Origin of the sequence: Undibacter mobilis (assembly GCF_003367195.1) — a bacterium.
GTDB lineage: Bacteria > Pseudomonadota > Alphaproteobacteria > Rhizobiales > Xanthobacteraceae > Pseudolabrys > Pseudolabrys mobilis.
On the sequence record NZ_QRGO01000001.1, the window covers coordinates 788,044 to 811,282 of the forward strand.

Genomic DNA, 23,239 nt, shown 5'->3' on the forward strand with positions numbered 1-23,239 from the left:
GACATTTCGTTTCCGGCGGGCGATCGCGCGAAGCGCGCACAGCATGGAGCGTCGGCCGACCATGATCAAAGCCTCCCCCATCGCTTTCATGCTGGCGCTGCTGATCGGCGCTTCCGCCGCCGTCGCACAACCTGCCGCCGAGACGGCGAAAGAACGTCCCGAGGCCCGCCGCGAAGCCGCCGCCGGCGGCATTCTCAAGCTGCTGCCGGCCGACGCGATCACGCAGCATTCCATCGCCACGCCGCAGGGCAAGATCGACTACACCGCAACCGCGGGCACGCTGCCGTTCTATGACCAGTCCGGCAGCCAGAGTGCGGCGGTGTATTACACTGCCTATGTCGCCAAAAATGCCGGCCCGAACCGGCCGCTGACCTTCGCCTTCAATGGCGGGCCGGGCGCCGCGTCGGCCTATCTGCACATGGGCGTGGTCGGGCCGCGCATTCTCGAACTCGGCCCCGATGGTCATGACGCCGCGCGCGCCGAACTGCGCGACAATCCGGCGACGTGGCTTGCCTTCACCGATCTGGTGCTGATCGATCCCGTCGGCACCGGCTGGAGCCGCGCCACCAAGAGCGAAGACGCCAAGCATTTCTGGGGCGTGCGCAGCGACGCCGACGCCATGGCGAAAGCGATCGCGCTTTATGTCGCACGCAACAACCGCGGCGGCTCGCCGAAATATCTGCTCGGCGAAAGCTATGGCGGTTTCCGCGCCGTGAAGACGGCACGCGCCCTGCTGCGCGAGCAAGGCCTCGCCGTGAGCGGCCTCGTTCTCGTCTCGCCCTTGCTCGAAGGCTGGCTGACCTTCGGCGACGACACCTCGGCACTACGCGCCGCCTTGCAACTGCCGTCGCTCGCCGCCGCCGAACTCGAGCACAAGAAAGCCTTCACGCCGCAAGCTCAGGCCGCGGCGGAAAAATTCGCCATGACGGATTATCTCGTTACGCTCGCCGGCAAACGGCCGGAGGGCGATGCCGCCAAATCCTTCTATGGCCGCGTCGCCGCCATGACCGGCGTGCCGGAAGGCACGATCACGAGTGCGCGCGGCTTCATCAACGATTTCGTCAAGACCATCCGCGCCGGCAAGATCGTCAGCCGCTACGACGCCGATTATGCCGTCGACGATCCGAACCCGGAGCGCCGCTCCGCGCGCGGACCGGACCCGATTCTCGATGGCGTGTCGCGCGCCTATGGCGGCGGCTTTGCCGATTACGCCCGCAACGAACTCGGCTTCAAGACCGAGATGACCTATACGCTGCTCGCCAATGACATCAGCGGCAACTGGGACTGGGGCAATGGCGGCCGTTTCGCCGCGACCTCGGACGACGACATCCGCACCTTGCTGGCGTTCAGCCCGTCGTTCCGGCTAATGGTGGTCCATGGCTATGCCGACATGGTCACGCCCTACGGCATGTCGCGTTATGTGCTCGACCATCTGCCGCCGATCGGCCCATCCGGCCGCGTCCAGTTCAAGCTCTATCGCGGCGGTCACATGTTCTATATCGCCGCCGACCAGCGCAAAGCCTTCTCGACCGACGCCGCCGCCTTCTATCGCGCGGCGGAATAGTCCGGCCACAAGCTCCCTTGAATTACCGGCGGGCCATCTGTCATGGTGGCACGGCCGGGCGTTCTTCGAGCGCTTTTGGGGGCCGCCGCGTGGACTTCACTCTCGTCGCATCCGAACTGCTGAGCGCCACGGTGCGCTGGCTGCACGTCGTCGCCGGTATCGCCTGGATCGGCTCGTCGTTTTATTTCATCCACCTCGACCTCAGCCTGAAGAAGCGCGCCGGCCTGCCCGACGGCGTCAAGGGCGATGCCTGGCAAGTGCATGGCGGCGGCTTCTACCAGATGATCAAGTTTCTGGTGGCGCCGTCGAAAATGCCGGACGAACTGACCTGGTTCAAATGGGAAGCCTATACGACCTGGCTGTCCGGCTTCGCGCTGCTGGTGCTGGTCTATTACATGCAGGCCGACCTGTTCCTCATCGACAAGTCGGTGCTGAACATGAGCGCGCCGATGGCGGCGGCCATCGCGTTCGGAAGTCTGGTGGCAAGCTGGCTGGTTTATGAGGCGCTGTGCCGCTCGCCGCTCGGCAAGCATGAGGTGGCGCTGGCGCTGGTCGGTTATGTCTATCTCGTCGCGCTGACTTACGGCTTCACCCATGTGTTCAGCGGCCGCGGCGCCTTCACCCAGATCGGCGCGCTGATCGGCACCATCATGGTGGCGAACGTGTTCGCCGTCATCATGCCGAACCAGCGCAAGACGGTGGCGGCGCTGATCGCCGGCGAAAAGCCGAACCCGCTGTGGGGCGAACTCGGCAAGCAGCGCTCGGTGCACAACAACTACCTGACGCTGCCGGTCGTGTTCCTGATGCTGAGCAATCACCATCCGCTGCTGTTCGCGACCAAATACAACTGGATCATCGTCGCCATCGTGCTGGTGGTCGGCCCGGTGATCCGCCACTTCTTCAACGCGCGGCACGAGGGCAAGGACAGTCCGTGGTGGACCTGGTTCGTCGCCGCTTTCGCCATGATGCTGGTGCTGTGGCTCTCGACCAACGGACCCAAAGACGGCAAGGCCGGCGCGCTGCCGGCGACGCCGACATTCGCGCAGGTCAATGAAATCGTGATGTCCCGCTGCAGCATGTGCCACACCGCCGAACCGGTCTGGACCGGTATCGGCGAGGCCCCCAAGGCCATCCATCTCGACACCGCTGAAGCGATCAAATTGCACGCCAAGCTGATTGCGTTGCAGGCCGGCTACGCCAGCGCCATGCCGCCGGGCAATGTGACCGAGATGACGCCGGAAGAACGGCAGGTGATCGCAGCGTGGTATGCGGCGGGAGCGCCGGGCGAGTGATGGCGATAACGCTCGACCAACTCAACGCCATGAGCGCCGCCGATTTCACCGCGGCGCTGGCGGACATTTACGAGCATTCGCCCTGGGTCGCCGAAGCCGCGGCCAAGCAACGGCCGTTCGCGACGCTTTCCGCGCTTCATGAAGCAATGGTCGCCGCGGTGCGGGCCGCGCCGGCCGAGGCGCGACAGAAGCTGATCACGGCGCATCCCGATCTCGCCGGCAAGGCGGCGCGCGCCGGCGCGCTGACGCCGGACTCGACACGCGAGCAGCTCAGCGCCGGGCTCGACCGCCTGAGCGAAGCCGACTACGCGCGCTTCCATCAGCTCAACGATGCCTACAAGGCCAAATTCGGCATTCCGTTCATCGTCTGCGTGCGCCGGCACACCCGAGATTCGATCCTCGCCGAATTCGAGCGCCGTCTCGCCCAAGGTGGCACCGCCGAAACCGACACCGCGCTCGGCGAAATCTTCCGCATCGGTGCGCTGCGCCTCGACCAGCGCGTCAGCGCCCCGGACGCATTGCCGATCTCGGGGCGCCTCTCCACCCATGTGCTCGACACCCACAGCGGCCGGCCGGCCGAGGGTGTCGCGATAGAATTGTGGGAGTTGTCGCACGACGGCGCCGAGCGCCTCATCGTCACGACAGCGACCAACCGGGACGGCCGCACCGACGCCCCCTTGATCGGCGGGCGGCCGATCCCGAAAGGCGTCTACGAACTGCGCTTTTTCATCGGCGCTTATTTCAGACACCGAGGCGTGGCGCTGCCTGACCCGCCATTCCTTGACGTGGTGCCGATCCGCTTTGGCGTCGCCGAGCCGGAGGGGCATTACCACGTTCCGATCTCGGCCTCGCCCTGGGCCTACGGAACCTACCGAGGCAGCTGAGCAAAGCGTTTCCAGGCGAAGTGGAAACCGGTGCACCGTCCGGAAACGCGTCAAAGCGGAAATTTGCCTAAACGGCAGGCCGGAATGCCGCAATTGGCGCGTGGATAGGCAGGGGGTGATGACAATTGGTCCCTTCTACTGCCGCCTGAATTGGCACAATATTGGCTTGTCACTTTTCTAGACGCCCCGCGGGGGATTTCGGCGGCGTCGCCAGTTACGAGTAACGGGACAGCCTTTCACATGACGGATCAGGGGCCGGCCAATCCTTCCGCGCGCGCGCCGCTGCTCCAGGCCATTGGCATCACCAAGCGTTACGGCACCTTCCTCGCCAACGACGACGTCTCCATCGACCTCTATCCAGGTGAAATCCACGCGCTGCTTGGCGAAAACGGCGCCGGCAAATCGACGCTGGTGAAGACGATGTACGGCCTGATCCAGCCGAGCGCCGGCGAGCTGCGCTGGCTGGGCGAGAAAATCGAGCTGTCCGGCCCCTCGGACGCCCGCGCCCGCGGCATCGCCATGGTGTTTCAACATTTCTCGCTGTTCGACAATCTGACTGTCGCCGAGAACGTTGCGCTCGGCCTCGACGGCAAGGAAACCTTCGCCGCCATGTCGGCGCGCCTGGCGCAGGTGTCGCGCGACTACGGCCTGCCGCTCGACCCCAGGCGCGAAGTGTGGCGGCTGTCGGTCGGCGAGCGCCAGCGCATCGAGATCGTGCGCGCGCTGATGCAGAACCCGAAGCTGCTGATCCTCGACGAGCCGACCGCGGTGCTGACGCCGCAGGAGGCCGACCTGCTGTTCACCGTGCTCGATCGCCTCAAGGGCGAAGGCCGCGCGCTGCTCTACATCTCGCACAAGCTAGACGAGGTGAAGCGCCTCTGCGACACCGCCACCATCCTGCGCGGCGGCAAGAAGATCGCGACCTGCAATCCGCGCAGCGAAACCGCCGCATCGATGGCGCGCATGATGGTCGGCGCCGAGATCGGCGAGGTGAAGGCGACCACCGCGCGCGCTGTGACGATCCCTCGCCTCCTGATCCGCGATTTGTCGATGGCGCCGGACGATCCGCACGGCACGTATTTGCGCAACATATCGCTCGAAGTATTCGGCGGCGAAATCCTCGGCATCGCCGGCGTCGCCGGCAACGGCCAGGACGAGTTTTTCTCCGCGCTGTCGGGCGAACGGCTGGCGCCCTATGAAGACAATGTCATCATCGACGGCGAGGCCGCCGGCAACCTGTCGGTCACGCAGCGCCGCAAGCTTGGGGCCGCCTTCGTGCCGGAAGAGCGTCTCGGCCACGGCACCGCGCCGCGCATGAAGCTGTCGGAAAACGCGCTGCTGACCGGCCATGCCGCCAGCCACATGGTCAATCACGGTTTCATCGACAGGCCGGCGACTCTGAAAGCGGTCGATACCACGACCAAGACCTTTGACGTGCGCAAGGCCAAGCGCGATCCGGAAGCGGCGAGCCTGTCCGGCGGCAATTTGCAGAAATTCATCGTCGGCCGCGAAATCCTGCGCGAGCCCGGCGTGCTGGTGGTGAGCCAGCCGACCTGGGGCGTCGATGCCGGCGCGGCGGCCGTGATCCGCCAGGCGCTCGTCGATCTGTCGGGCCGCGGCAGCGCCGTGCTGGTGATCAGCCAGGACCTCGACGAACTCGCCGAAATATCGGACCGCATTGCGGTGATGTTTCACGGCACGCTGTCCGAGCCGGTCGTCGCCGCCAACGCGACACGCGAGAAGCTCGGCCTGCTGATGGGCGGCGCAGCGCCGGAAACCGCGACGGTCGAGGAGGTTTCTCATGCAGCTGGTGCTTGAGAAGCGCGCCGAACGCTCGGCCTTCATCGCGCTCGCCTCACCCGTGCTGGCGATCGCGCTCACGCTGGTGACGATGTCGGTCTTCTTCCTGATCCTGGGCAAGAACCCCGTCACCGCGCTCTATGTCTATTTCATCGAGCCGCTGACCGACTCCTACACGTTGATGGAAATCGCGGTGAAGGCCTCACCGCTGATCATGATCGCGATCGGGCTCTCGCTCTGTTATCTCGCCAATGTCTGGAATATCGGCGCCGAAGGCCAGTTCCTGATCGGCGCGGTCACCGGCAGCTATCTGGCTGTCGTCACCAATGGCACCGGCGCCGGGCCATGGGTGTTGCCGGCGATGCTGGTGATGGGTGCGCTCGGCGGCGCGCTGTGGGCGATGATCCCGGCCTTATGCAAGACCCGCTTCGGCGCCAACGAAATTCTGGTTTCGCTGATGCTGGTCTATGTCGCCGATCTCATTCTCGATTATCTGGTGCGCGGACCGTGGCGTGATCCCAAGGGCATGAACTTCCCGACCACCGCCTCATTCGATCCGGTCGCCACCGTGCCGGTGATCATGGACGGCGGGCGCCTCCATGCCGGCGTCATCCTCACCGTGCTGGTGGTGATCGCCGCGGCCGTCATGCTCGGGCGCAGCATCAAGGGCTTTGAAATCCGCGTCGTTGGCGCGGCGCCGCGCGCGGCGCGCTTTGCCGGTTTTTCCTCCGAGAAGCTGGTGATTTTCACCTTCGCCGTATCCGGCGCGCTCGCAGGCCTTGCCGGCATCATCGAAGTCGCCGGTCCCGTCGGCGTGCTGCAGCCGGGCATTTCGCCCGGTTACGGATTCACCGCGATCATCGTCGCCTTCCTCGGCCGCCTCAATCCGGTCGGTATTCTCGTCGCCGGCCTGTTCCTCGCGCTGACCTTCATCGGCGGCGAAGGCGCGCAGATCTCGATGAAGGTGCCGCTCGACCTGACCAAGGTGTTTCAGGGCATGTTGCTGTTCTATGTGCTCGCCTGCGACAGCCTGATTCTCTATCGCATCCGCCTGCTGACCACGAAACAGAAGGCCGCGTGAGCACCATGGGTCTCGTCGAAGCCATCATCATCTCGATCATCGCCGCCTCGACGCCGCTGTTGCTGGCGGCGGCCGGCGAACTGATCGTCGAGCGCTCCGGCGTTCTCAATCTCGGCGTCGAAGGCATGATGATCATGGGGGCGGCCTGCGGTTTCGCCGGCGCCTGGCTCACCGGCTCGACCTTCATCGGCGCGCTGTTCGGCATCGCCGCCGGCATGGCGCTGTCTTTCGTGTTCGCGGTGCTGACGCTCGGGCTCGCGGTCAATCAGGTGGCGGCGGGCCTCGCGCTTACCATTCTCGGCGTCGGGCTGTCGGGCCTGATCGGCGCCGGCTTCGTCGGCGAAAAGATCGTGCCGGCGCCGCAGCTTTACCTTCCAGTCCTGACCGGCATTCCGCTCATTGGCCGCATCCTGTTCGGACAGGACGGCTTCGTCTATGTCTCGATTGCGCTCGTCGTCGGCATCTGGTGGTTTCTCTATCGCACACGCGGCGGGCTGATCCTGCGCGCGGTCGGCGACAGCCACACCTCGGCGCATGCGCTTGGCTACCCGGTGCTGAAAATCCGCCTGCTCGCGGTACTGTTCGGCGGCGGCTGCGCGGGTCTTGCCGGCGCGTTTCTTCCTCTCGCCTACACGCCGTTCTTCATTCCGGGCATGACCGCCGGCCGCGGCTGGATCGCGCTGGCGCTGGTCGTGTTCTCGTCATGGCTGCCGGGCCGGCTGGTGGCCGGCGCCTATCTGTTCGGCGCGGTGTCGATCCTGCAACTGCATGCGCAGGCCTTCGGCCTCGGCATTCCTTCGCAACTGATGACGGCGATGCCTTATCTCGCGACCGTCATCGTGCTGGTGATCATTTCCCGCGCGCGCGGCGCCGCCGGATCGGTGGCGCCGGCCTCGCTCGGCATCGTGTTCGTGCCCGATCGCTAACCGATTTTCTGACGTCACTTTTAACTGGAGCTGGAACATGAAAAAACTTCTGATGACCGCGGCGGCCGCGGCGCTGACGCTGGCCGCAACCGCCTTCAACGCCACAGCCGCCGACAAGATCAAGGTCGGCTTCATCTATCTCGGCCCGGTCGGCGACCTCGGCTGGACCTATATGCACGAGGTCGGCCGTCAGATGATGGTGAAGGAGCTCGGCGACAAGGTCGAGACCACCTATCTCGAGAACGTCAACGAAGGCCCGGATAGCGAGCGCTCGATCGTGCAGCTCGCGCGCACCGGCCACGACCTGATCTTCACCACGTCGTTCGGCTACATGGATCCGACGTTGAAGGTCGCCAAGCAGTTCCCGAAGATCAAGTTCGAGCACGCCACCGGCTTCAAGAACGCGCCGAACATGGGCACTTACTCGGGCCGCTTCTACGAGGGCCGTTACATCCAGGGCGTAATCGCCGGCAAGATGTCGAAGACCGGCACGCTCGGCTACATCGCCTCGTTCCCGATCCCGGAAGTGATCTCCGGCATCAACGCCACCATCCTCGGCGCGCAGACCGTCAACCCGAACATCAAGCTCAAGATCATCTGGGTGAACACCTGGTTCGATCCGGGCAAGGAAGCCGACGCCGCCAAGGCGCTGGCCGACCAGGGCGTCGACGTGATCATGCAGCACACCGATAGTCCGGCGGCCATGCAGGTCGCGGCGCAGCGCGGCATCTACGCCTTCGGCCAGGACTCGGACATGATCAAGTTCGGCCCGAAGACCCAGCTCACCGCCATCATCAACAACTGGGGGCCCTATTACGTGAAGCAGGCGAAGGCCGCGCTCGCCGGCACCTGGAAGGCGGAAGACACCTGGGACGGCCTCAAGGAAAAGATGGTGTTGATGGCGCCCTACACCAACATGCCCGACGACGTGAAGGCATTGGCCGAGAAGACCGAAGCGGCGATCATCGCCGGCGAATTGCATCCCTTCAAATGTCCGGTCATCGGCCAGGACGGCAAGGCGGTGGAATGCAAGGGCGGCAAGAATCTCGACGCCGGCCAGATCCTCGGCATGAACTTCTACGTCAAGGGCATCGACGACAAGATCCCTGGCGGCAAGTAACGGGAGCGCGAGGGAGGCCACGCGGCCTCCCTCGTTTCGCCGGGTCATGATGCCGTTGTCGCGTTCAGCCTTGCACCATCTTCGCCGCCGCCTGATGGCGGCGCATGAGGCCGGCGACATCGAGGCCGGGGATCGCGCCATCGACCACGGTCCAGCACCCCTCGATCATCACCCGGTCGGCGCGATGCGCGCCGCACAGCACCAGCGCCGCAAGCGGATCGCCGTGGCCGGAAAACCGCAACTCATCGAGTCTGTAGAGCGCCAGATCGGCGCGTTTGCCGAGAGCGATCTCACCCAGCTCAGGCCGACCGACGCAGGCCGCCGATCCCTTCGTCGCCCAGCGCAAGGCGTCCTTGTGACTCACTTTCGTGACGCCATAGCGCCCGCGCTGCAGCAGGAACGCGGCACGCACTTCCTGCATCAAATTCGATTCATCGTTCGACGCCGAGCCATCGACACCAAGACCGATCGCCACGCCGGCCTCTTCCAGCTCGCACACCGGACAATGGCCCGACGCCAAAGTCTGGTTCGAGCAGGCGCAATGGCTGATCGACACTTTCCCTTTGGCGAGACGCGGCATTTCCGTTTTGTCGAAATGCACGCCATGCGCCAGCCAGGTGCGGTGATTGAGCCAGCCGCAATCCTCCAGATAATCGAGCGGCCGGCACTTGTAGAGCTGCTGGCAGAAGGCATTCTCGTCCTCGGTCTCGGCGAGATGGGTGTGCAGGCGCACGTCGAGCCTGTCGGCCAGCGCCGCCGTCGCTTTCATGAGCGACGTCGTCACCGAGAAGGGCGAGCACGGCGCCAGCGCCACTTGCGTCATCGCCGCCTCGCCGCGTTCGTGATAGCGTGCAACCACACGCTCGCTGTCGGCGAGAATGGTGTCCTCGTCCTGCACCACGCTGTCCGGCGGCAGGCCGCCGTCACGCTCGGAGAGATTCATCGAGCCGCGCGTCAGCAGCACGCGAATGCCGAGACGCTTGGCCGCCGCGACCTCGATATCGACGCCGTCTTCCAGTCCCTTCGGGAACACATAATGATGGTCGGTGGTTGTGGTGCAGCCGGACAGCATCAGTTCCGCCATCGCCACCGTGACGGCGGCGTCGAGCGCCTCCGGCGTCATCTTCGCCCAGATCGGATACAGCGCCTTGAGCCAGGGAAACAGTTCGCGGTCGAGCGCGGCCGGCACGGCGCGCGTCAGCGCCTGGTAGAAATGATGATGCGTGTTGATCAGCCCCGGGATCACGACATGGTCGCGCGCTTCGAACGCCTTGGCGCCTGGCGTCGCAGGCTCCCGGCCCTTGCCGACCAGCTCGACAATGACGCCATCCTTGACGACAACGCCGCGCTCGGCGCCATCCGCCAGAATGGCCATCGGGTCCTTGATCCAGATCGGGTCGGTCATCGCGCGCTCCGTCGCATTCACGCCGACTATAGTTCGTTGCAAGTTCAGGACCAGAGGGTGAAATGGACCTGAACACCATCACCGCCGTCGAGCGGCCAACGTCACGCGAAGCCCTGCCGACATGGCGTGCAGGCGATGCATTCCTCGCCGGCGGCACCTGGCTGTTCTCCGAACCGCAGAACAAGCTCACCCGGCTGATCGATTTGTCGACGCTCGGCTGGCAACCGCTGCGCGCCTCCGACGCCGGATTGGAAATCGCCGCAACCTGTACCATCGCACAACTCGACGCTTTCGCGGCGCCGGCCTCATGGACCGCCGCGCCGCTGATCGGCCAGTGCTGCCGCGCCTTCCTCGCCTCCTTCAAGGTCTGGAACGTCGCCACCGTCGGCGGCAATATCGTGATGTCGCTGCCGGCCGGGCCGATGATTTCGCTCGCCACTGCGCTCGATGGTGAACTCTTGCTGTGGGCGCCGAACGGCTCGGAGCGGCGCGTGCGCGTCGCCGATTTCGTCAAGGGTCCCCTCAGCAATGAACTGAAACCGGGCGAGATCGTCCGCGCCATTCATCTGCCGGCCGTGGCTTTGACGCGGCGCACCGCGTTTCGGCAGATCTCGCTGACGAATGTCGGCCGTTCCGGCGCGCTGATCATTGGCACGCTCGATACCAAAGGCGCCTTCGTCCTGACCGTCACCGCCTCGACGCCGCGGCCGTATCAGTTCCGCTTCGACGCCCTGCCCGCTGCCGATGCCCTTGTCTCGCGTATCGATCGCGAAGTCGCCGGCCACTGGTTCGACGACATTCACGGCCTGCCCGCCTGGCGCCGCGACATGACCTTGCATTTCGCCCGCGAGATCCTCGCCGAACTGTCGGGAGGCGCACGATGACCTTCCGCATCAACGGCCGTGATTTCACCGAGCAGCCCGCGCCGGGCCAATGCCTGCGCACTTTTCTCCGCCAGCTTGGCCACTTCGGCGTCAAGAAAGGCTGCGATGCCGGCGACTGCGGCGCCTGCACCGTCTATGTCGACGGCGAGCCGGTGCATTCGTGCCTCGTGCCGGCCTTCCGCGCCGACGGCCATGAGGTGACGACCATCGAAGGCCTCGCGAAGGACAACGAACTGCATCCGATGCAGCAGGCCTTTCTCGACGCGCAGGGCTTCCAGTGCGGGTTCTGCACCGCCGGCATGATCATGACCGCGGCGGCACTCAATCAGGCACAGAAGGCCGATCTCGGCCGCGCGCTGAAAGGAAACCTCTGCCGCTGCACCGGCTATCGCGCCATCGAGGATGCCATCGCCGGGCGCTGCGACACCGCCGCGCCGAAAGCCGGCTACGGCGTCGGCCATAACGTGCCGGCTCCCGCGGGGCCGGATGTCGTCACCGGCAAGGCCCGCTTCACGCTCGATGTCGCCATTGACGGCCTGCATCACATCAAGCTGATGCGCTCGCCGCACGCCCACGCGCGCATTCGCTCGATCGACAAAAGCGCGGCGCTGGCCGTGCCGGGCGTCGTCGCTGTGCTGACGCATGAAGATGCGCCGTCGACGCTTTATTCCAGTGCCCGGCATGAGACGCGTGACATCGATCCCGACGATACGCGCGTGCTCGACAACGTGGTGCGCTTTATCGGCCAGCGTGTTGCGGCCGTTGTCGCCACCAGCGAAGCCGCGGCGGAAGAAGCCTGTCGCAAGCTCGTCGTCGATTACGATGTGCTGCCCGCGGTGTTCGATCCAGAAGATGCGATCAAGCCCGGGGCACCGCTGCTGCACGACAAGGGACCGGAAGCACGCATTGCCGAACCGAAGCGCAATATCGTCGCTGCGGTACAGGGCTCGACCGGCGACGTCGAGAAAGGCTTCGCCGAGGCCGATGTCATCCACGAAGGCACCTATTTCGTGCCGCGAGTCCAGCATGCCCATCTGGAAACCTTGTGCGCCATCGCCTGGATCGACGACACCGGCCGGCTCACGGTGCGCTCGTCGACGCAGGTGCCGTTCCTCACGCGTATTGAGCTTGCCCGCGTGTTCGGCCTGCCGCGCGACAAAGTGCGCGTGCTATGCGAGCGCGTCGGCGGCGGCTTTGGCGCCAAGCAGGAAATGTTGACCGAGGATATCGCCGCGCTGGCGGCGCTGAAGACCGGCAAACCGGTCAAGCTCGAATTCACCCGCGAGGAGCAGTTCACCGGCGCCACCACGCGGCATCCGATGAAGGTCACGCTAAAGATCGGCGCCAGGCGCGACGGCACGCTTACCGCGATGCAACTCAATGTCGTGTCCAACACCGGCGCCTATGGCAATCATGGCATGCCGGTGCTCGAACACGCCTGTTCGGAATCGATCAGCGTCTATCGCTGCCCGAACAAGAAGGTGGACGGCTACGCAGCCTATACCAACACGGTGCCGGCGGGTGCGTTTCGCGGCTATGGTCTGCCGCAGACCAGTTTCGCGGTGGAATCCGCCATCGACGAAATCGCACGCATGGTCGGCATGGATGCCATCGAATTCCGCCGCCGCAATGTCGTGCGCAAGGGCGACGACATGATCGGCCTGCACAAGGCGCCGGATGACGTCATCTACGGCAGCTACGGCCTCGACCAGTGTCTCGACCTCGCGCAGGCGGCGATGATGCGTGGCGACGGCGACGAACCGCCACCCGGTTGGGCCGTCGGCGAAGGCTATGCGCTGACCATGATCGACACAGTGCCGCCGGGCGGGCACTACTCCGATACTTTCATTTGGCTCGAGCCCGACGGCTCGTTCGGCATGACCATCGGCACTGCCGAATTCGGCAATGGTACCTCGACCGTTCACCGGCAGATCGCGGCTAGCGTGCTGAATGCTAAGCCGACAAACATTCACTTCAAGCAGTCCGACACCGACCATGGCGGCCACGACACCGGCGCCTATGGCTCGACCGGCACGGTGATCGCCGGACGCGCCACGCAATTTGCCGCCGAAGCCTTGCGCGATGTCCTGCAGGCATTCGCCGCGAAGCACGCGGACATCGATCCGAAGCTTTGCAAACTCCTTGACGGCGCCGTCGACTGCGGCGGCCGGTCCATCGCACTCGCCGACCTGTTCAATGCGGCGCGGGCGCAGGGCGTTGACCTCAAGGCGCACGGCACCACCAACGGCATACCGCGTTCCGTCGCTTTTAACGTGCAGGGCTTCCGTGTCGCGGTGAACACGGTCAGCGGCGAAGTCAAAATCCTGAAGAGCGTGCAGGCTGCCGACGCCGGCACCGTCATCAATCCGATGCAATGCCGGGCGCAGGTCGAAGGCGGCGTGGCGCAAGCACTCGGCGCCGCGCTGTTCGAGGAAGTCGTGATCGATGGCGACGGCCGCGTCACCAATCCGTCATTCCGGCATTACCGCATCCCGGCTTTTGCCGACATCCCGCACACCGAAGTGCTGTTCGCGAAGACCTCCGACGAACTGGGCCCCTTCGGCGCCAAGTCGATGAGCGAGAGCCCATACAATCCGGTCGCCGCCGCACTCGCCAATGCCATTCGCGATGCCACTGGCGTGCGGTTCCATTCGCTGCCACTCAAGCCCGATCGCATACATGCAGGGCTTTCCAGGCAGGCGGGTGAACCGTAGCGCAGCGAAATCCGGGAACGCCGCCCCGCACCGCGCGTCGCTCCATGCGGGCTACAGCCGTCGCCGGTTCGTAACCAAACTCCGCTAATTGACTGGAAATGGGACAGTTTCGAGCGCCCAATAGCCGCCCAAGCGGCCCGGAACTTGCTTGGTTAATAGGCAATCGCTTCGGCCGCAGAGCAACTAGAATTGGCTTCGAGCCACAGAGTAACGGGTACGCAATGTCGATCCTCGCCGGCCTTCACCACGTCACGAGCTACAAATACGACAAGCCCATTGCCCTCGGCCCGCAGATCGTTCGGCTGCGCCCGGCGCCGCACAGTCGCACCAAGATCCCGAGCTATTCGCTGAAGGTGACGCCGGCCGAGCACTTCGTGAACTGGCAGCAGGATCCGCACGGCAACTGGCTCGCCCGCTTCGTCTTCCCGGAGAAGACGACTGAATTTTCGGTCACCGTCGATTTCACCGCCGACCTCGAAGTCATCAACCCGTTCGATTTCTTCGTCGAGCCTTATGCCGACAAGTGGCCGTTCGTCTATGCCGACGAACTCAAAGACGACCTCACGCCTTACCTCAAAGCCGAGCCCGCCGAACCTCTGCTGCAGGCGCTGATCGATTCGATCCCGCGCGAGGCGCCCAACACCGTCAACTTCATTGTCGATCTCAACCAGCGCCTCAACAAGGTCGTCAAATACATCGTGCGCCTGGAGCCCGGCGTACAGACGCCGGACGAAACCTTGTCCTGCGGACTCGGCTCGTGCCGTGACTCGGCTTGGCTCATGGTCCAGCTATTGCGCCACATCGGGCTCGCCGCACGTTTCGTCTCCGGCTATCTGATCCAGCTTCGGCCCGATCTCAAATCGCTGGACGGCCCGAGCGGCACCGAAGTTGATTTCACCGATCTGCACGCCTGGACCGAAGTCTATCTGCCGGGCGCCGGCTGGATCGGCCTCGATCCGACATCCGGCCTGCTCTGCGGCGAAGGCCACATTCCGGTCGCGGCAACGCCGCATTACCGTTCCGCCGCGCCGATCACCGGTCTCGTTGAGCCGGCTGAAGTCACGTTCAATTTCGAGATGAAGGTCGAACGCATCGCCGAACGGCCGCGCGTCACCTTGCCGTTTTCGGACGAAGCCTGGGCTGCGCTCGACGCGCTCGGCGACAAGGTCGACGCCGATCTCAACAGCTGGGATGTGCGCCTGACGATGGGCGGCGAACCGACCTTCGTCTCCATCGACGACTATCAATCCGCGGAGTGGAATACCGCGGCGCTCGGCCCGCAGAAGCTCATCCGCGCTGACGATCTGATCCAGCGCCTGCGCAAGCGTTTCGCACCGGGCGCCTTGCTGCATTACGGCCAGGGCAAGTGGTATCCGGGCGAAGAACTGCCGCGCTGGGCCTACTCGCTGTACTGGCGGCGTGACGGCCAGCCGATGTGGCAGAACTTCGACCTCATCGCGCGCCAGCAGACGACACCGCCGCCTACCTCGCTCGACCTTCAGACTTTCGCAGAAAATGTCGCGGCGCGGATCGGCATCGCCACTGAATTCGTGCAGCCGGTCTATGAAGACCCGGCCGAGCGCCTGCTCAAGGAAGGCGCGTTGCCGGACAATATCGATCCAGCCAATCCCAAGCTCGACGACGCCGCCGAACGCAATCGCATCATGCGTGCGTTCGAACGCAAGCTGACGCATCCGGCCGGCTTCGTCATTCCGGTGCAGCATTGGACTGCAAAGGCCGCCGGCGGCTGGCTGTCGGAGGTGTGGCGCACGCGGCGCGGCCGGCTTTATCTCATTCCTGGCGATTCACCGGCGGGTTTCCGCCTGCCGCTCAATCAATTGCCCTACATCGCGCCGGCCGATTATCCCCATCCGGTGCCGGCCGATCCGTTCAGCGACCATCCGGCGCTGGCGGCGGTCGCCGCTGCGACCGAACCGAACCGCGCACCGCCTTTGCAGCCAGAAACGCTGGTTGCGCAATGGGGCCCGCAGTCGCTCGCCACACTGCAGGCGAGCGGCGTGCCGGTGCGCACCGCGGTGACCATGGAAATCCGCGACGGCAAACTGTGCGTGTTCATGCCGCCGACCAACCGGCTCGAGGAATATCTCGAACTGCTGGCCGCGGTCGAAGCCACCGCGGCCTCGCTCAATATTCCAGTTCATATCGAGGGTTACGCGCCGCCGCACGACCCGCGCATCAGTGTCATCAAGATCACGCCCGATCCCGGCGTCATCGAAGTGAATGTACATCCGGCTGCGAACTGGCGTGAAGCCGTTGATATCACGCGCGGACTCTATGAGGACGCGCGGCAGGCGAGGCTCGGCACCGACAAATTCATGACCGATGGTCGGCATACCGGCACCGGCGGCGGCAACCACGTCGTCCTCGGCGGCCAGTTCGCGTCGGACTCGCCGTTCCTGCGCCGGCCCGATCTGCTCAAGAGTCTGGTGCTGTACTGGCAGCGGCATCCATCGCTATCTTATTTGTTCTCCGGCCTGTTCATCGGCCCGACCAGTCAGGCGCCGCGCATCGACGAAGCGCGGCAGGACATTCTCTACGAACTCGAAATCGCGATGTCGAACGTGCCGGCGCCGGGCAATGGCTACGTGCCGCCGCCGTGGCTGGTCGATCGCCTGTTCCGGAATATTCTGGTCGATGTCACCGGGAATACCCACCGCACCGAGATCTCCATCGACAAACTGTTTTCGCCGGACGGCCCCACTGGCCGCCTCGGCCTTGTCGAATTCCGTTCCTTCGAAATGCCGCCCGATCATCGCATGTCGCTGGCGCAACAGTTGCTGCTGCGTGCGCTGGTGGCGTGGTTCTGGCGCGAGCCGCAGGACGGCAAACTGGCGCGCTGGGGCAGCGCGCTGCACGACCAGTTCATGCTCGAGCATTTCGTCTGGAGCGACTTCCTCGACGTGCTCGATGACTTGAAGCGCGCCGGCTATGCGTTCGATCCGGTCTGGTTCGACGCGCAGCGGCAATTCCGTTTCCCGCGCTATGGCCTCGTCGAGCACGGCGGCGTTTCGCTGGAGCTGCGCCACGCGCTGGAGCCGTGGCATGTGCTCGGCGAGGAAGCCGCCGGCACCGGCACGACGCGGTTCGTCGACTCCTCGGTCGAGCGGCTGCAGGTTAAAGTCGAAGGCTTCAACGACGCCCGGCACGCCGTTACCTGCAACGGCCGACGGCTGCCGCTGCGTTCGACCGGCCGCAACGGCGAGGCTGTTGCCGGCGTGCGTTTCAAAGCCTGGGCCTTGTCGGCGGCGCTGCATCCTAACTTACCGGTCAACGCGCCGCTCACCTTCGACATCGTCGATCTGTGGAGCCGGCGCTCGCTCGGCGGCTGCATCTATCACGTCGCGCACCCGGGCGGCCGCAATTACGAGACATTTCCTGTGAACTCCTACGAGGCGGAAGCCCGCCGGCGGGCACGATTCGAGGATATCGGCCATACTGGCGGCCGCTACGAGCCGCCGCCGGAAGCGCCGTCGCGCGAATTCCCCTACACGCTTGACCTGAGAAGGCCGGGCTGGCTCTAACCCTTTCAGATGGCACCGCCACGCGACAACACGGCAGCGGACACGACCGCACAGGATCCGGAAGCAAGCCTCGCGCAATTCGTGGCCGGCTATCGGCCGCTGCCCGGTGTTGTCGACGAGATGATGGATGCCGGCGGCGCCGTGCGCGCGCACTGGCGGCCGCTGCTGTCGCAGTTCGCCGCTCTGGGCGCCGAAGAGATCAGCCGCCGCTTTGCCGCCGCCGATCGCTATCTTCACGACTCCGGCGTTTTCTATCGCGTCTATGAGGACCCGGCCGGCGCCGAGCGGCCCTGGCCGCTCAGCCACGTGCCGCTCATCATCGACCCGACCGAATGGAAGGCGCTGGAAGAAGGCCTGATCCAGCGTGCCGGCTTGCTCGAGGCCGTGCTCGCCGATTCCTACGGCGCTGGCGATCTCACGCGCGACGGCCGTCTGCCCGCGGCGCTGGTCGCCGGCAATCCGGAATTCCTGCGGCCGCTGGTCGGCGTCGAGCCGCCGGGCGGTTCGCATTTGCGATTCTACGCGGTCGATGTCGGCCGCGGCCCCGATGGCCGCTGGTGGGTGCTGGGCGATCGTGCGCAGGCACCATCCGGTGCCGGCTACGCCATCGAAAATCGTCTGGCGCTGTCGCGCGCCATGCCCGACGTCTATTCGAAGACGCGCGTCGAGCGTGTCGCGCCGTTCTTCCAGGCCTTTCAGGCCGAACTGTTCGAATACAACCGGCAGGACGATGCCCGCGTCTGTCTGCTGACGCCCGGGCCGCTCAACGAAACCTATTTCGAACACGCCTTCCTCGCACGCTATCTCGGCCTGCTGCTGGTCGAAGGCGAAGACCTGATCGCGCGTGATGACGGCGTGTTCATCCGCACCATTTCCGGCTTGCGCCGCACCGAAGTGCTTTTGCGCCGTATCGATGCCGACTTCGCCGATCCGCTTGAACTCAACGCCGCCTCGCGCCTCGGCGTTGCCGGCCTCGTGCAAGCCGTGCGCGACGGCAAGGTCGTGATCGCCAATGCGCTTGGCGCCGGCTTCGTCGAGGCGCGCGCTTTGCTCGCTTTCCTGCCGGCGCTGGCTCCGCATGTGCTCGGCGAGGAATTGAAACTGCCGAATGTCGCGACCTGGTGGCTCGGCCGCGACGACGTGCGCAAGGACATTCTCAAGCGCCTCAACGAAGTCGTCATCGCGCCAGCCTTCGGCGCGCAGATGACCGACCTGCGGCTCGGCACCGGCGTGCTCGGCGCCAGACTGACCGACGATGAGCGCGCCATCCTGATGCAGGCGCTCGATGACCGCCGCATCGATTACGTTGCACAGGAAGCGGTCACCTTATCGACGACGCCGGTATGGCGCGACGGCCGGCTGCAGCCGCGGCCGTTCACCCTGCGGCTGTTCCTCGCGCGCACACGCGACGGCTGGCAGGTGATGCCGGGCGGCTTCGTGCGCATCGCCGAAAATGCCGATGCTCGCGCCGTGAGCCTGCAACGCGGCGATCTCACCGCCGATGCCTGGGTGCTGACCGAGGGGCCGGTGTCCACCGTAACCATGCTGCCGGCGCCGGAGCAGGTGACGATCCAGCGCATGACGGGCATGTTGCCGAGCCGGGCCGCCGATAACCTGTTCTGGGTTGGCCGCTATATGGAGCGCGCCGAGTCGACCCTGCGGGTGACACGCGCGCTGCTGGGCCGCGTCGCCGACGGCTCCGACGCCACGGGCCCGCTGGTCTCGTCGATCGCCAGCCTGTTGCAGGGCTGGAGCGCCGCAACGCTCGATCCGGCCTTTTCGCCGCCGAACCTGGTGGCGCGCTCGGTGCTGATGAATCCCGATTTCCCCGGCGCGCTGCCGCGCCTCGCCGGCGCAGCACGCAACGCAGCCTCCGTGATCCGCGAACGCTTCTCGCCCGACGCCTGGCGCGCGGTGGCCGATCTGGTGTCGCTGATCGGAACGCCGCTGCCGAACGGCCAATCGGAAAGCGCAATGATCGAGCGCGTCGAGGCGGCCTTGCGCATCACCGCTTCGTTCTCCGGCCTCGCCCAGGAGAATATGACGCAGCTGGCCGGCTGGCGCTTCCTCGAACTCGGCCGCCGCATCGAGCGGGCGCTCAACACCTGCCGCTTCGTGCGCACCTTCGGCGACAAGGCCTCGCCCGGTGGCAGCCTCGACGTGTTGCTCGAACTTGCCGACAGCCAGCTCACCTATCGCCAGCGCTACGTGATGATCGCGGCTTTGGCGCCGGTGATCGACCTGGTGATGTTCGACCCGTCGAACCCGCGCTCGGTCGCCTTCCAGCTCGACCGCATCGAGGCGCATTTGGCCGCGTTGCCGAACCGCGAGGTCGCCGGACGGCTGTCGCCGGTACGGCAGATTGCGGCAACGCTAGCCACGCGTCTGCGCACGGCTGACGCTGCCAGCATCGCCGCTTCCGAAATTGTCGGCATCGAAACCGAACTGATGAAACTGTCCGAAACCATCGCCTCGACTTACCTCACGCACAGCGAACGCCTGCAGTCCGGCTGGAGCGGCGCGTCATGATCTACGATGTGCGCCAGGTGACGACCTGCATCTACGCCTCGGCGGTCAGCCATGCCCATCATGTGCTGCGCCTGACGCCGGTCAACCGCGACGGCCAGCGCGTGCATGTGTCGTCATTGCAGATCGAACCGCGGCCGGTGAAGGCTCGTGAAGGTCAGGATTTCTTCGGCAACAAACTCACATCGGTTGCCATCAGCGAAGCTCATGAGACACTCGCCGTGAAAGTCTCGGCGCGCATCGCGGTGGACAGCGTCGTCCTCCCCGATCCAGCAACCGCGCCGTCGTGGGAACGCGTGCGCGAAGAAGTGTTCGCGGCGAGCGATATCGGGCCGCAGTCGCCGGTGCATTTCATGTTTCCGAGTCGTATGGTGTCGCTCGACCCTGAAATTCGCGACTATGCGCGCGCCAGCTTCACGCGGGGCCGTTCGGTGCTCGCGGCTGCCCTCGACCTAACCCATCGCATCAAGACCGACATGGCCTACGAGATCGGCGCCACCACCGTGACGACGACGGCGCCGATGTCGTTCGCGCTGCGCCGCGGCGTCTGCCAGGACTTCGCGCATATCATGATTTCCGGCCTGCGCGGTCTCGGCCTGCCGGCGTCCTATGTCAGCGGTTACTTGCGCACGACGCGCACGCCCGAGCAGACTGAATTGCAGGGCGCCGACGCCATGCACGCCTGGGTTCAGGTGTGGTGCGGCCACGACATCGGCTGGATCGGCTTTGACCCGACCAACGACATGATCGCTTCCGACGATCATGTCACGCTGGCGATCGGGCGCGATTATTCCGACGTGGCGCCGATGGACGGCGTTATCGTCGCCGCCGGCGGCCAACGCATTACCGTGTCGGTGAGCGTGACGCCGGTGCAGGCGTCGAGCACGTTGCTGCCGCAGAACACGTTCTAAAGACCGTCGAGAAATTTCAGCAACGCTTCGCGTTGTTGCGCATCGAGCCGCGCGAACGCGTGGCGCGCCTGTGCAGCTTCGCCGCCGTGCCAGAGGATCGCCTCGGACACATTGCGGGCGCGGCCGTCATGCAGATAACCGGCGCGATCCGGCGTGCAGCGCGCCAGTCCGAGTCCCCACAGCGGCGCCGTGCGCCATTCACGGCCCGTGGCCGCCGCTTCCGGCATGCCGTCGGCAAGACCGTCACCCATGTCGTGCAGCAACAGATCCGTGTAAGGCGCAATTTCGCTTGTTTTGCCGTCCGCCATCATGACCGGCACCTTCGGCACATGACACGATATGCAGCCGGTGCTGGCAAACAGCGCGCGGCCGCGCTCGCTGTCGGCATCAATGCGCGGCGGCGGTGGCGGCAATAGCGCGACATACTGCGTGACAGCGTCGAGCGTCGCGTCATCGACTTCGATCCGGGATGGCGCGGCAGAAGCCTTGCATGCGGACTGCATCTCCCCGCAGTTGTCCAACGGAAACAGTCGCGACGTCAGTCCCATATCGGTGATAAAGGCGGCGGCAATGATGCGCGTGAGATTGGGCGTATCCGCCTTCCAGCCGAAGCGGCCGAGCGTCATGCGGAAATTGATCGAGTCCCACACGGCGTTGGGCCGGCCCTTCACCGGCCCTCCGCTTGCCCCATTGGCGGCGGCGCGAGCCTTGATCCAATCCTCCGGCACTTTCTCCAGGAGGCCGAGCCCGGCGATCGGCGGCGCCATGCGCACGGCGACGAGCGTGTCCTTCGCGACTGCGCCGTTGCCGAGCTTGTCGAAACCATAGACGGGTTTCTGCAAGGCGTAACGCTCGCCATCGGCAAAGCGACCCTCGATGGTCTCGAACGCCACGGTCAATTCGCCTTCGGCCGGCACGCCGGTCACAGCGCGGTAGTTGAGGCGATTGCCATAACGCCGGATCGTGTCCGCGCCGCCACCATTGTCCCGCGCCGCGAACTTCACCACCAGAGACGTGTTGGCGCGATCATCGGCGCGCACCGGCGCACCGCGACCATTGTCAACATGGCATGACGCGCAGGAGTCGGTGTTGAACACCGGGCCGAGACCGGTGAATTCGTTGGCCGCACCCGGCGGCACCCAGGCGGCGTGAAACACCGCGCGGCCGCGTTCGATGACATCTGAATCGTCGGCGGACAGGCTGACGGCGCTCGACGCGAGCACCGCGATAACCGCTACGCCTGATGACACGACACCACGCATGAGTGTCATCAGAACGCGAATTATGGGCACCGGCAAGGCCGCGGCCGTCACCTTTGCGTCAGGTCACGGCGCCGCGCCCATCGACCGGCCACAAGGTCTCGACTCGCGCGTGCGGCGTGCCGAAATCGCGCACACCAACATACCAGTCGTACAAATTGACAGTGGGGTCGCAATGCCCGGGCACAAGCAGCAGCTTGTCACCCCAGGCCGGCTTCTGCGCACCCGGCGCCACCGCCACCACGCCGTGCTCGTCGGATGGGCGGTGATACGAAAGCCCCGGCCGCTGCCACACCACCGGAAAGCCGCTGTCATTCGACAGCGCCTTGTGTCCGGCATCGACCACCACCTGCGTGTCCTTGACGGCGCTGATCACCGTTGCCAGCACGAACAGCGCATGATCGAAGCGCGGCGCGTTGCCGCCTTCGTCCGCGACATTCCTGGCGTAGTCGGCATCCATGAAAATATAGGAGCCGGCCTGCAACTCGTTCCAGACGCCGGACGCGCCTTCGATCGGGAAGGTGCCGGTGCCGGCGCCGCCGATCGTGTCACAGGTGAAGCCCGCGGCCTGGAGCGGTGTGAGCGTATCCATCACCGCCTGTTGCGCCGCGTCGATCGCCGCCTTGCGCTCGGCCGGCGTACGCAGATGCTGCGCGCTGCCGTGATAGGCCTGCAGGCCCCCGAAGCGCAGGTGATCGTGGCGCGCAATCTCCGCGGCAAAACGTGTCGCCTCCGGTCCTGGCGTGACGCCGCAGCGGCGGCCGCCGACATCGATCTCGACCAGCACCTCGATGCGCGCGCCGGCCTGACGCGCAGCATCGCCGAGCAAGGCGATCTGCGCGAATTCATCCACGCAAACGGCAATGCGGATGTGCCGCGCCAGCGCCGCCAGCCGCGTGAGCTTGCGTGCGCCGACCACCTCGTTACTGATGAGAATGTCGCGCACGCCGCCGGCAGCCAGCGCTTCGGCCTCGGCCACCTTCTGGCAGCAGACGCCGACGGCGCCGAGCGCCACCTGCTGGGCCGCGATGATCGCCGACTTGTGCGTCTTGGCGTGCGGGCGGATGCGGATGCCGAGCGCCCTCACCCGCTCCGCCATCAGCGCCAGGTTGCGCTCCATGGCGTCGAGGTCGATGACCAGCGCCGGCGTGTCGATCTCGGAAAACGGCGCGCCGATCTCGGCGGGCGGCAAAGCGGGCATTATGGATTCCGGCTGGCTGCCAAGGGAATGGCGGTCCCGAGAGGAGTCGAACCTCCGACCTTCGGTTTAGGAAACCGCTGCTCTATCCTGCTGAGCTACGGGACCGTGCGAGGGCTGCGTTTAGCACAGG

At 65.4% G+C, this 23,239-nt stretch carries 15 protein-coding genes and 1 tRNA gene; 12 read left to right on the forward strand and 4 right to left on the reverse strand.

The genetic code is table 11. The annotated features are described in order from the left end of the window. Nucleotides 1-79: 79 nt before the first annotated feature. From DXH78_RS03685 to DXH78_RS03715, 7 genes are all read left to right on the forward strand, one after another. A complete protein-coding gene (locus DXH78_RS03685; RefSeq protein WP_430727489.1) occupies nt 80-1,564 on the forward strand; it encodes a S10 family peptidase in 1,485 nt (494 codons plus the stop codon). Between the two features lie 89 nt (nt 1,565-1,653). Then, nucleotides 1,654-2,856 carry a urate hydroxylase PuuD gene (locus tag DXH78_RS03690; protein ID WP_115515790.1) on the forward strand — a complete coding sequence of 401 codons (1,203 nt, stop codon included), beginning with the start codon at nt 1,654-1,656 and terminating at the stop codon, nt 2,854-2,856. Beyond that, nucleotides 2,853-3,740, forward strand: a complete 888-nt coding sequence (uraD, locus tag DXH78_RS03695) for a 2-oxo-4-hydroxy-4-carboxy-5-ureidoimidazoline decarboxylase (RefSeq protein ID WP_430727465.1) — start codon at nt 2,853-2,855, stop codon at nt 3,738-3,740. Before DXH78_RS03690 ends, uraD begins: the two co-directional genes overlap by 4 nt. A 240-nt stretch (nt 3,741-3,980) precedes the next feature. Continuing rightward, nucleotides 3,981-5,558 carry an ABC transporter ATP-binding protein gene (locus DXH78_RS03700; protein ID WP_115515792.1) on the forward strand — a complete coding sequence of 526 codons (1,578 nt, stop codon included), beginning with the start codon at nt 3,981-3,983 and terminating at the stop codon, nt 5,556-5,558. Continuing rightward, nucleotides 5,542-6,621, forward strand: coding sequence for an ABC transporter permease (locus DXH78_RS03705; RefSeq protein WP_115515793.1), 1,080 nt, complete (start codon nt 5,542-5,544; stop codon nt 6,619-6,621). The genes DXH78_RS03700 and DXH78_RS03705 overlap by 17 nt, the downstream gene beginning before the upstream one ends. Before the next feature lie 5 nt (nt 6,622-6,626). After that, on the forward strand, nt 6,627-7,547 hold the full coding sequence (locus DXH78_RS03710) for an ABC transporter permease (RefSeq protein WP_115515794.1): 921 nt from the start codon (nt 6,627-6,629) through the stop codon (nt 7,545-7,547). A 37-nt stretch (nt 7,548-7,584) separates the two neighbouring features. Next, nucleotides 7,585-8,667 (forward strand): BMP family ABC transporter substrate-binding protein, encoded by a 1,083-nt coding sequence (locus DXH78_RS03715; RefSeq protein WP_115515795.1) that lies wholly within the window; start codon nt 7,585-7,587, stop codon nt 8,665-8,667. A gap of 64 nt (nt 8,668-8,731) precedes the next feature. Here the strand turns inward: DXH78_RS03715 and DXH78_RS03720 are convergent, their stop codons facing one another. Beyond that, entirely contained in the window at nt 8,732-10,072 is a 1,341-nt protein-coding gene (locus DXH78_RS03720; protein ID WP_115517705.1) for an 8-oxoguanine deaminase, read from the reverse strand. A 62-nt stretch (nt 10,073-10,134) separates the two neighbouring features. Between DXH78_RS03720 and DXH78_RS03725 the strand changes: the two genes are divergently transcribed. From DXH78_RS03725 to DXH78_RS03745, 5 genes are all read left to right on the forward strand, one after another. After that, entirely contained in the window at nt 10,135-10,956 is an 822-nt protein-coding gene (locus tag DXH78_RS03725; RefSeq protein ID WP_115515796.1) for an FAD binding domain-containing protein, read from the forward strand. After that, nucleotides 10,953-13,670 carry a molybdopterin-dependent oxidoreductase gene (locus DXH78_RS03730; protein ID WP_115515797.1) on the forward strand — a complete coding sequence of 906 codons (2,718 nt, stop codon included), beginning with the start codon at nt 10,953-10,955 and terminating at the stop codon, nt 13,668-13,670. The genes DXH78_RS03725 and DXH78_RS03730 overlap by 4 nt, the downstream gene beginning before the upstream one ends. A 221-nt stretch (nt 13,671-13,891) precedes the next feature. Continuing rightward, on the forward strand, nt 13,892-17,212 hold the full coding sequence (locus DXH78_RS03735) for a transglutaminase family protein (protein ID WP_115515798.1): 3,321 nt from the start codon (nt 13,892-13,894) through the stop codon (nt 17,210-17,212). 9 nt (nt 17,213-17,221) lie between these two features. After that, nucleotides 17,222-19,741 carry a circularly permuted type 2 ATP-grasp protein gene (locus DXH78_RS03740; protein WP_115515799.1) on the forward strand — a complete coding sequence of 840 codons (2,520 nt, stop codon included), beginning with the start codon at nt 17,222-17,224 and terminating at the stop codon, nt 19,739-19,741. Beyond that, nucleotides 19,738-20,649, forward strand: a complete 912-nt coding sequence (locus DXH78_RS03745; protein ID WP_115515800.1) for a transglutaminase family protein — start codon at nt 19,738-19,740, stop codon at nt 20,647-20,649. The genes DXH78_RS03740 and DXH78_RS03745 overlap by 4 nt, the downstream gene beginning before the upstream one ends. Here the strand turns inward: DXH78_RS03745 and DXH78_RS03750 are convergent. The 3 genes from DXH78_RS03750 to DXH78_RS03760 all read right to left on the reverse strand — a co-directional run bounded on the left by DXH78_RS03750 (nt 20,646) and on the right by DXH78_RS03760 (nt 23,214). Next, the gene (locus DXH78_RS03750; protein WP_115515801.1) at nt 20,646-21,920 is read right to left on the reverse strand and encodes a di-heme oxidoredictase family protein; all 1,275 of its coding nucleotides are present in this window, start codon (nt 21,918-21,920) and stop codon (nt 20,646-20,648) included. The genes DXH78_RS03745 and DXH78_RS03750 overlap by 4 nt on opposite strands. Before the next feature lie 49 nt (nt 21,921-21,969). Beyond that, nucleotides 21,970-23,109 carry a DSD1 family PLP-dependent enzyme gene (locus DXH78_RS03755; RefSeq protein WP_115515802.1) on the reverse strand — a complete coding sequence of 380 codons (1,140 nt, stop codon included), beginning with the start codon at nt 23,107-23,109 and terminating at the stop codon, nt 21,970-21,972. 28 nt (nt 23,110-23,137) lie between these two features. After that, nucleotides 23,138-23,214, reverse strand: a tRNA-Arg gene (locus DXH78_RS03760). Between the last annotated feature and the right edge of the window lie 25 nt (nt 23,215-23,239).

Coding starts and splice junctions, on each gene's coding strand:
- DXH78_RS03755 (WP_115515802.1), bottom strand. CDS start 23,109: ATGCCCGCTTTGCCGCCCGCCGAGATCGGCGCGCCGTTTTCCGAGATC.
- DXH78_RS03710 (WP_115515794.1), top strand. CDS start 6,627: ATGGGTCTCGTCGAAGCCATCATCATCTCGATCATCGCCGCCTCGACG.
- DXH78_RS03735 (WP_115515798.1), top strand. CDS start 13,892: ATGTCGATCCTCGCCGGCCTTCACCACGTCACGAGCTACAAATACGAC.
- DXH78_RS03740 (WP_115515799.1), top strand. CDS start 17,222: ATGGCACCGCCACGCGACAACACGGCAGCGGACACGACCGCACAGGAT.
- DXH78_RS03745 (WP_115515800.1), top strand. CDS start 19,738: ATGATCTACGATGTGCGCCAGGTGACGACCTGCATCTACGCCTCGGCG.
- DXH78_RS03730 (WP_115515797.1), top strand. CDS start 10,953: ATGACCTTCCGCATCAACGGCCGTGATTTCACCGAGCAGCCCGCGCCG.
- DXH78_RS03725 (WP_115515796.1), top strand. CDS start 10,135: ATGGACCTGAACACCATCACCGCCGTCGAGCGGCCAACGTCACGCGAA.
- DXH78_RS03720 (WP_115517705.1), bottom strand. CDS start 10,072: ATGACCGACCCGATCTGGATCAAGGACCCGATGGCCATTCTGGCGGAT.
- DXH78_RS03700 (WP_115515792.1), top strand. CDS start 3,981: ATGACGGATCAGGGGCCGGCCAATCCTTCCGCGCGCGCGCCGCTGCTC.
- DXH78_RS03705 (WP_115515793.1), top strand. CDS start 5,542: ATGCAGCTGGTGCTTGAGAAGCGCGCCGAACGCTCGGCCTTCATCGCG.
- DXH78_RS03715 (WP_115515795.1), top strand. CDS start 7,585: ATGAAAAAACTTCTGATGACCGCGGCGGCCGCGGCGCTGACGCTGGCC.
- DXH78_RS03750 (WP_115515801.1), bottom strand. CDS start 21,920: ATGACACTCATGCGTGGTGTCGTGTCATCAGGCGTAGCGGTTATCGCG.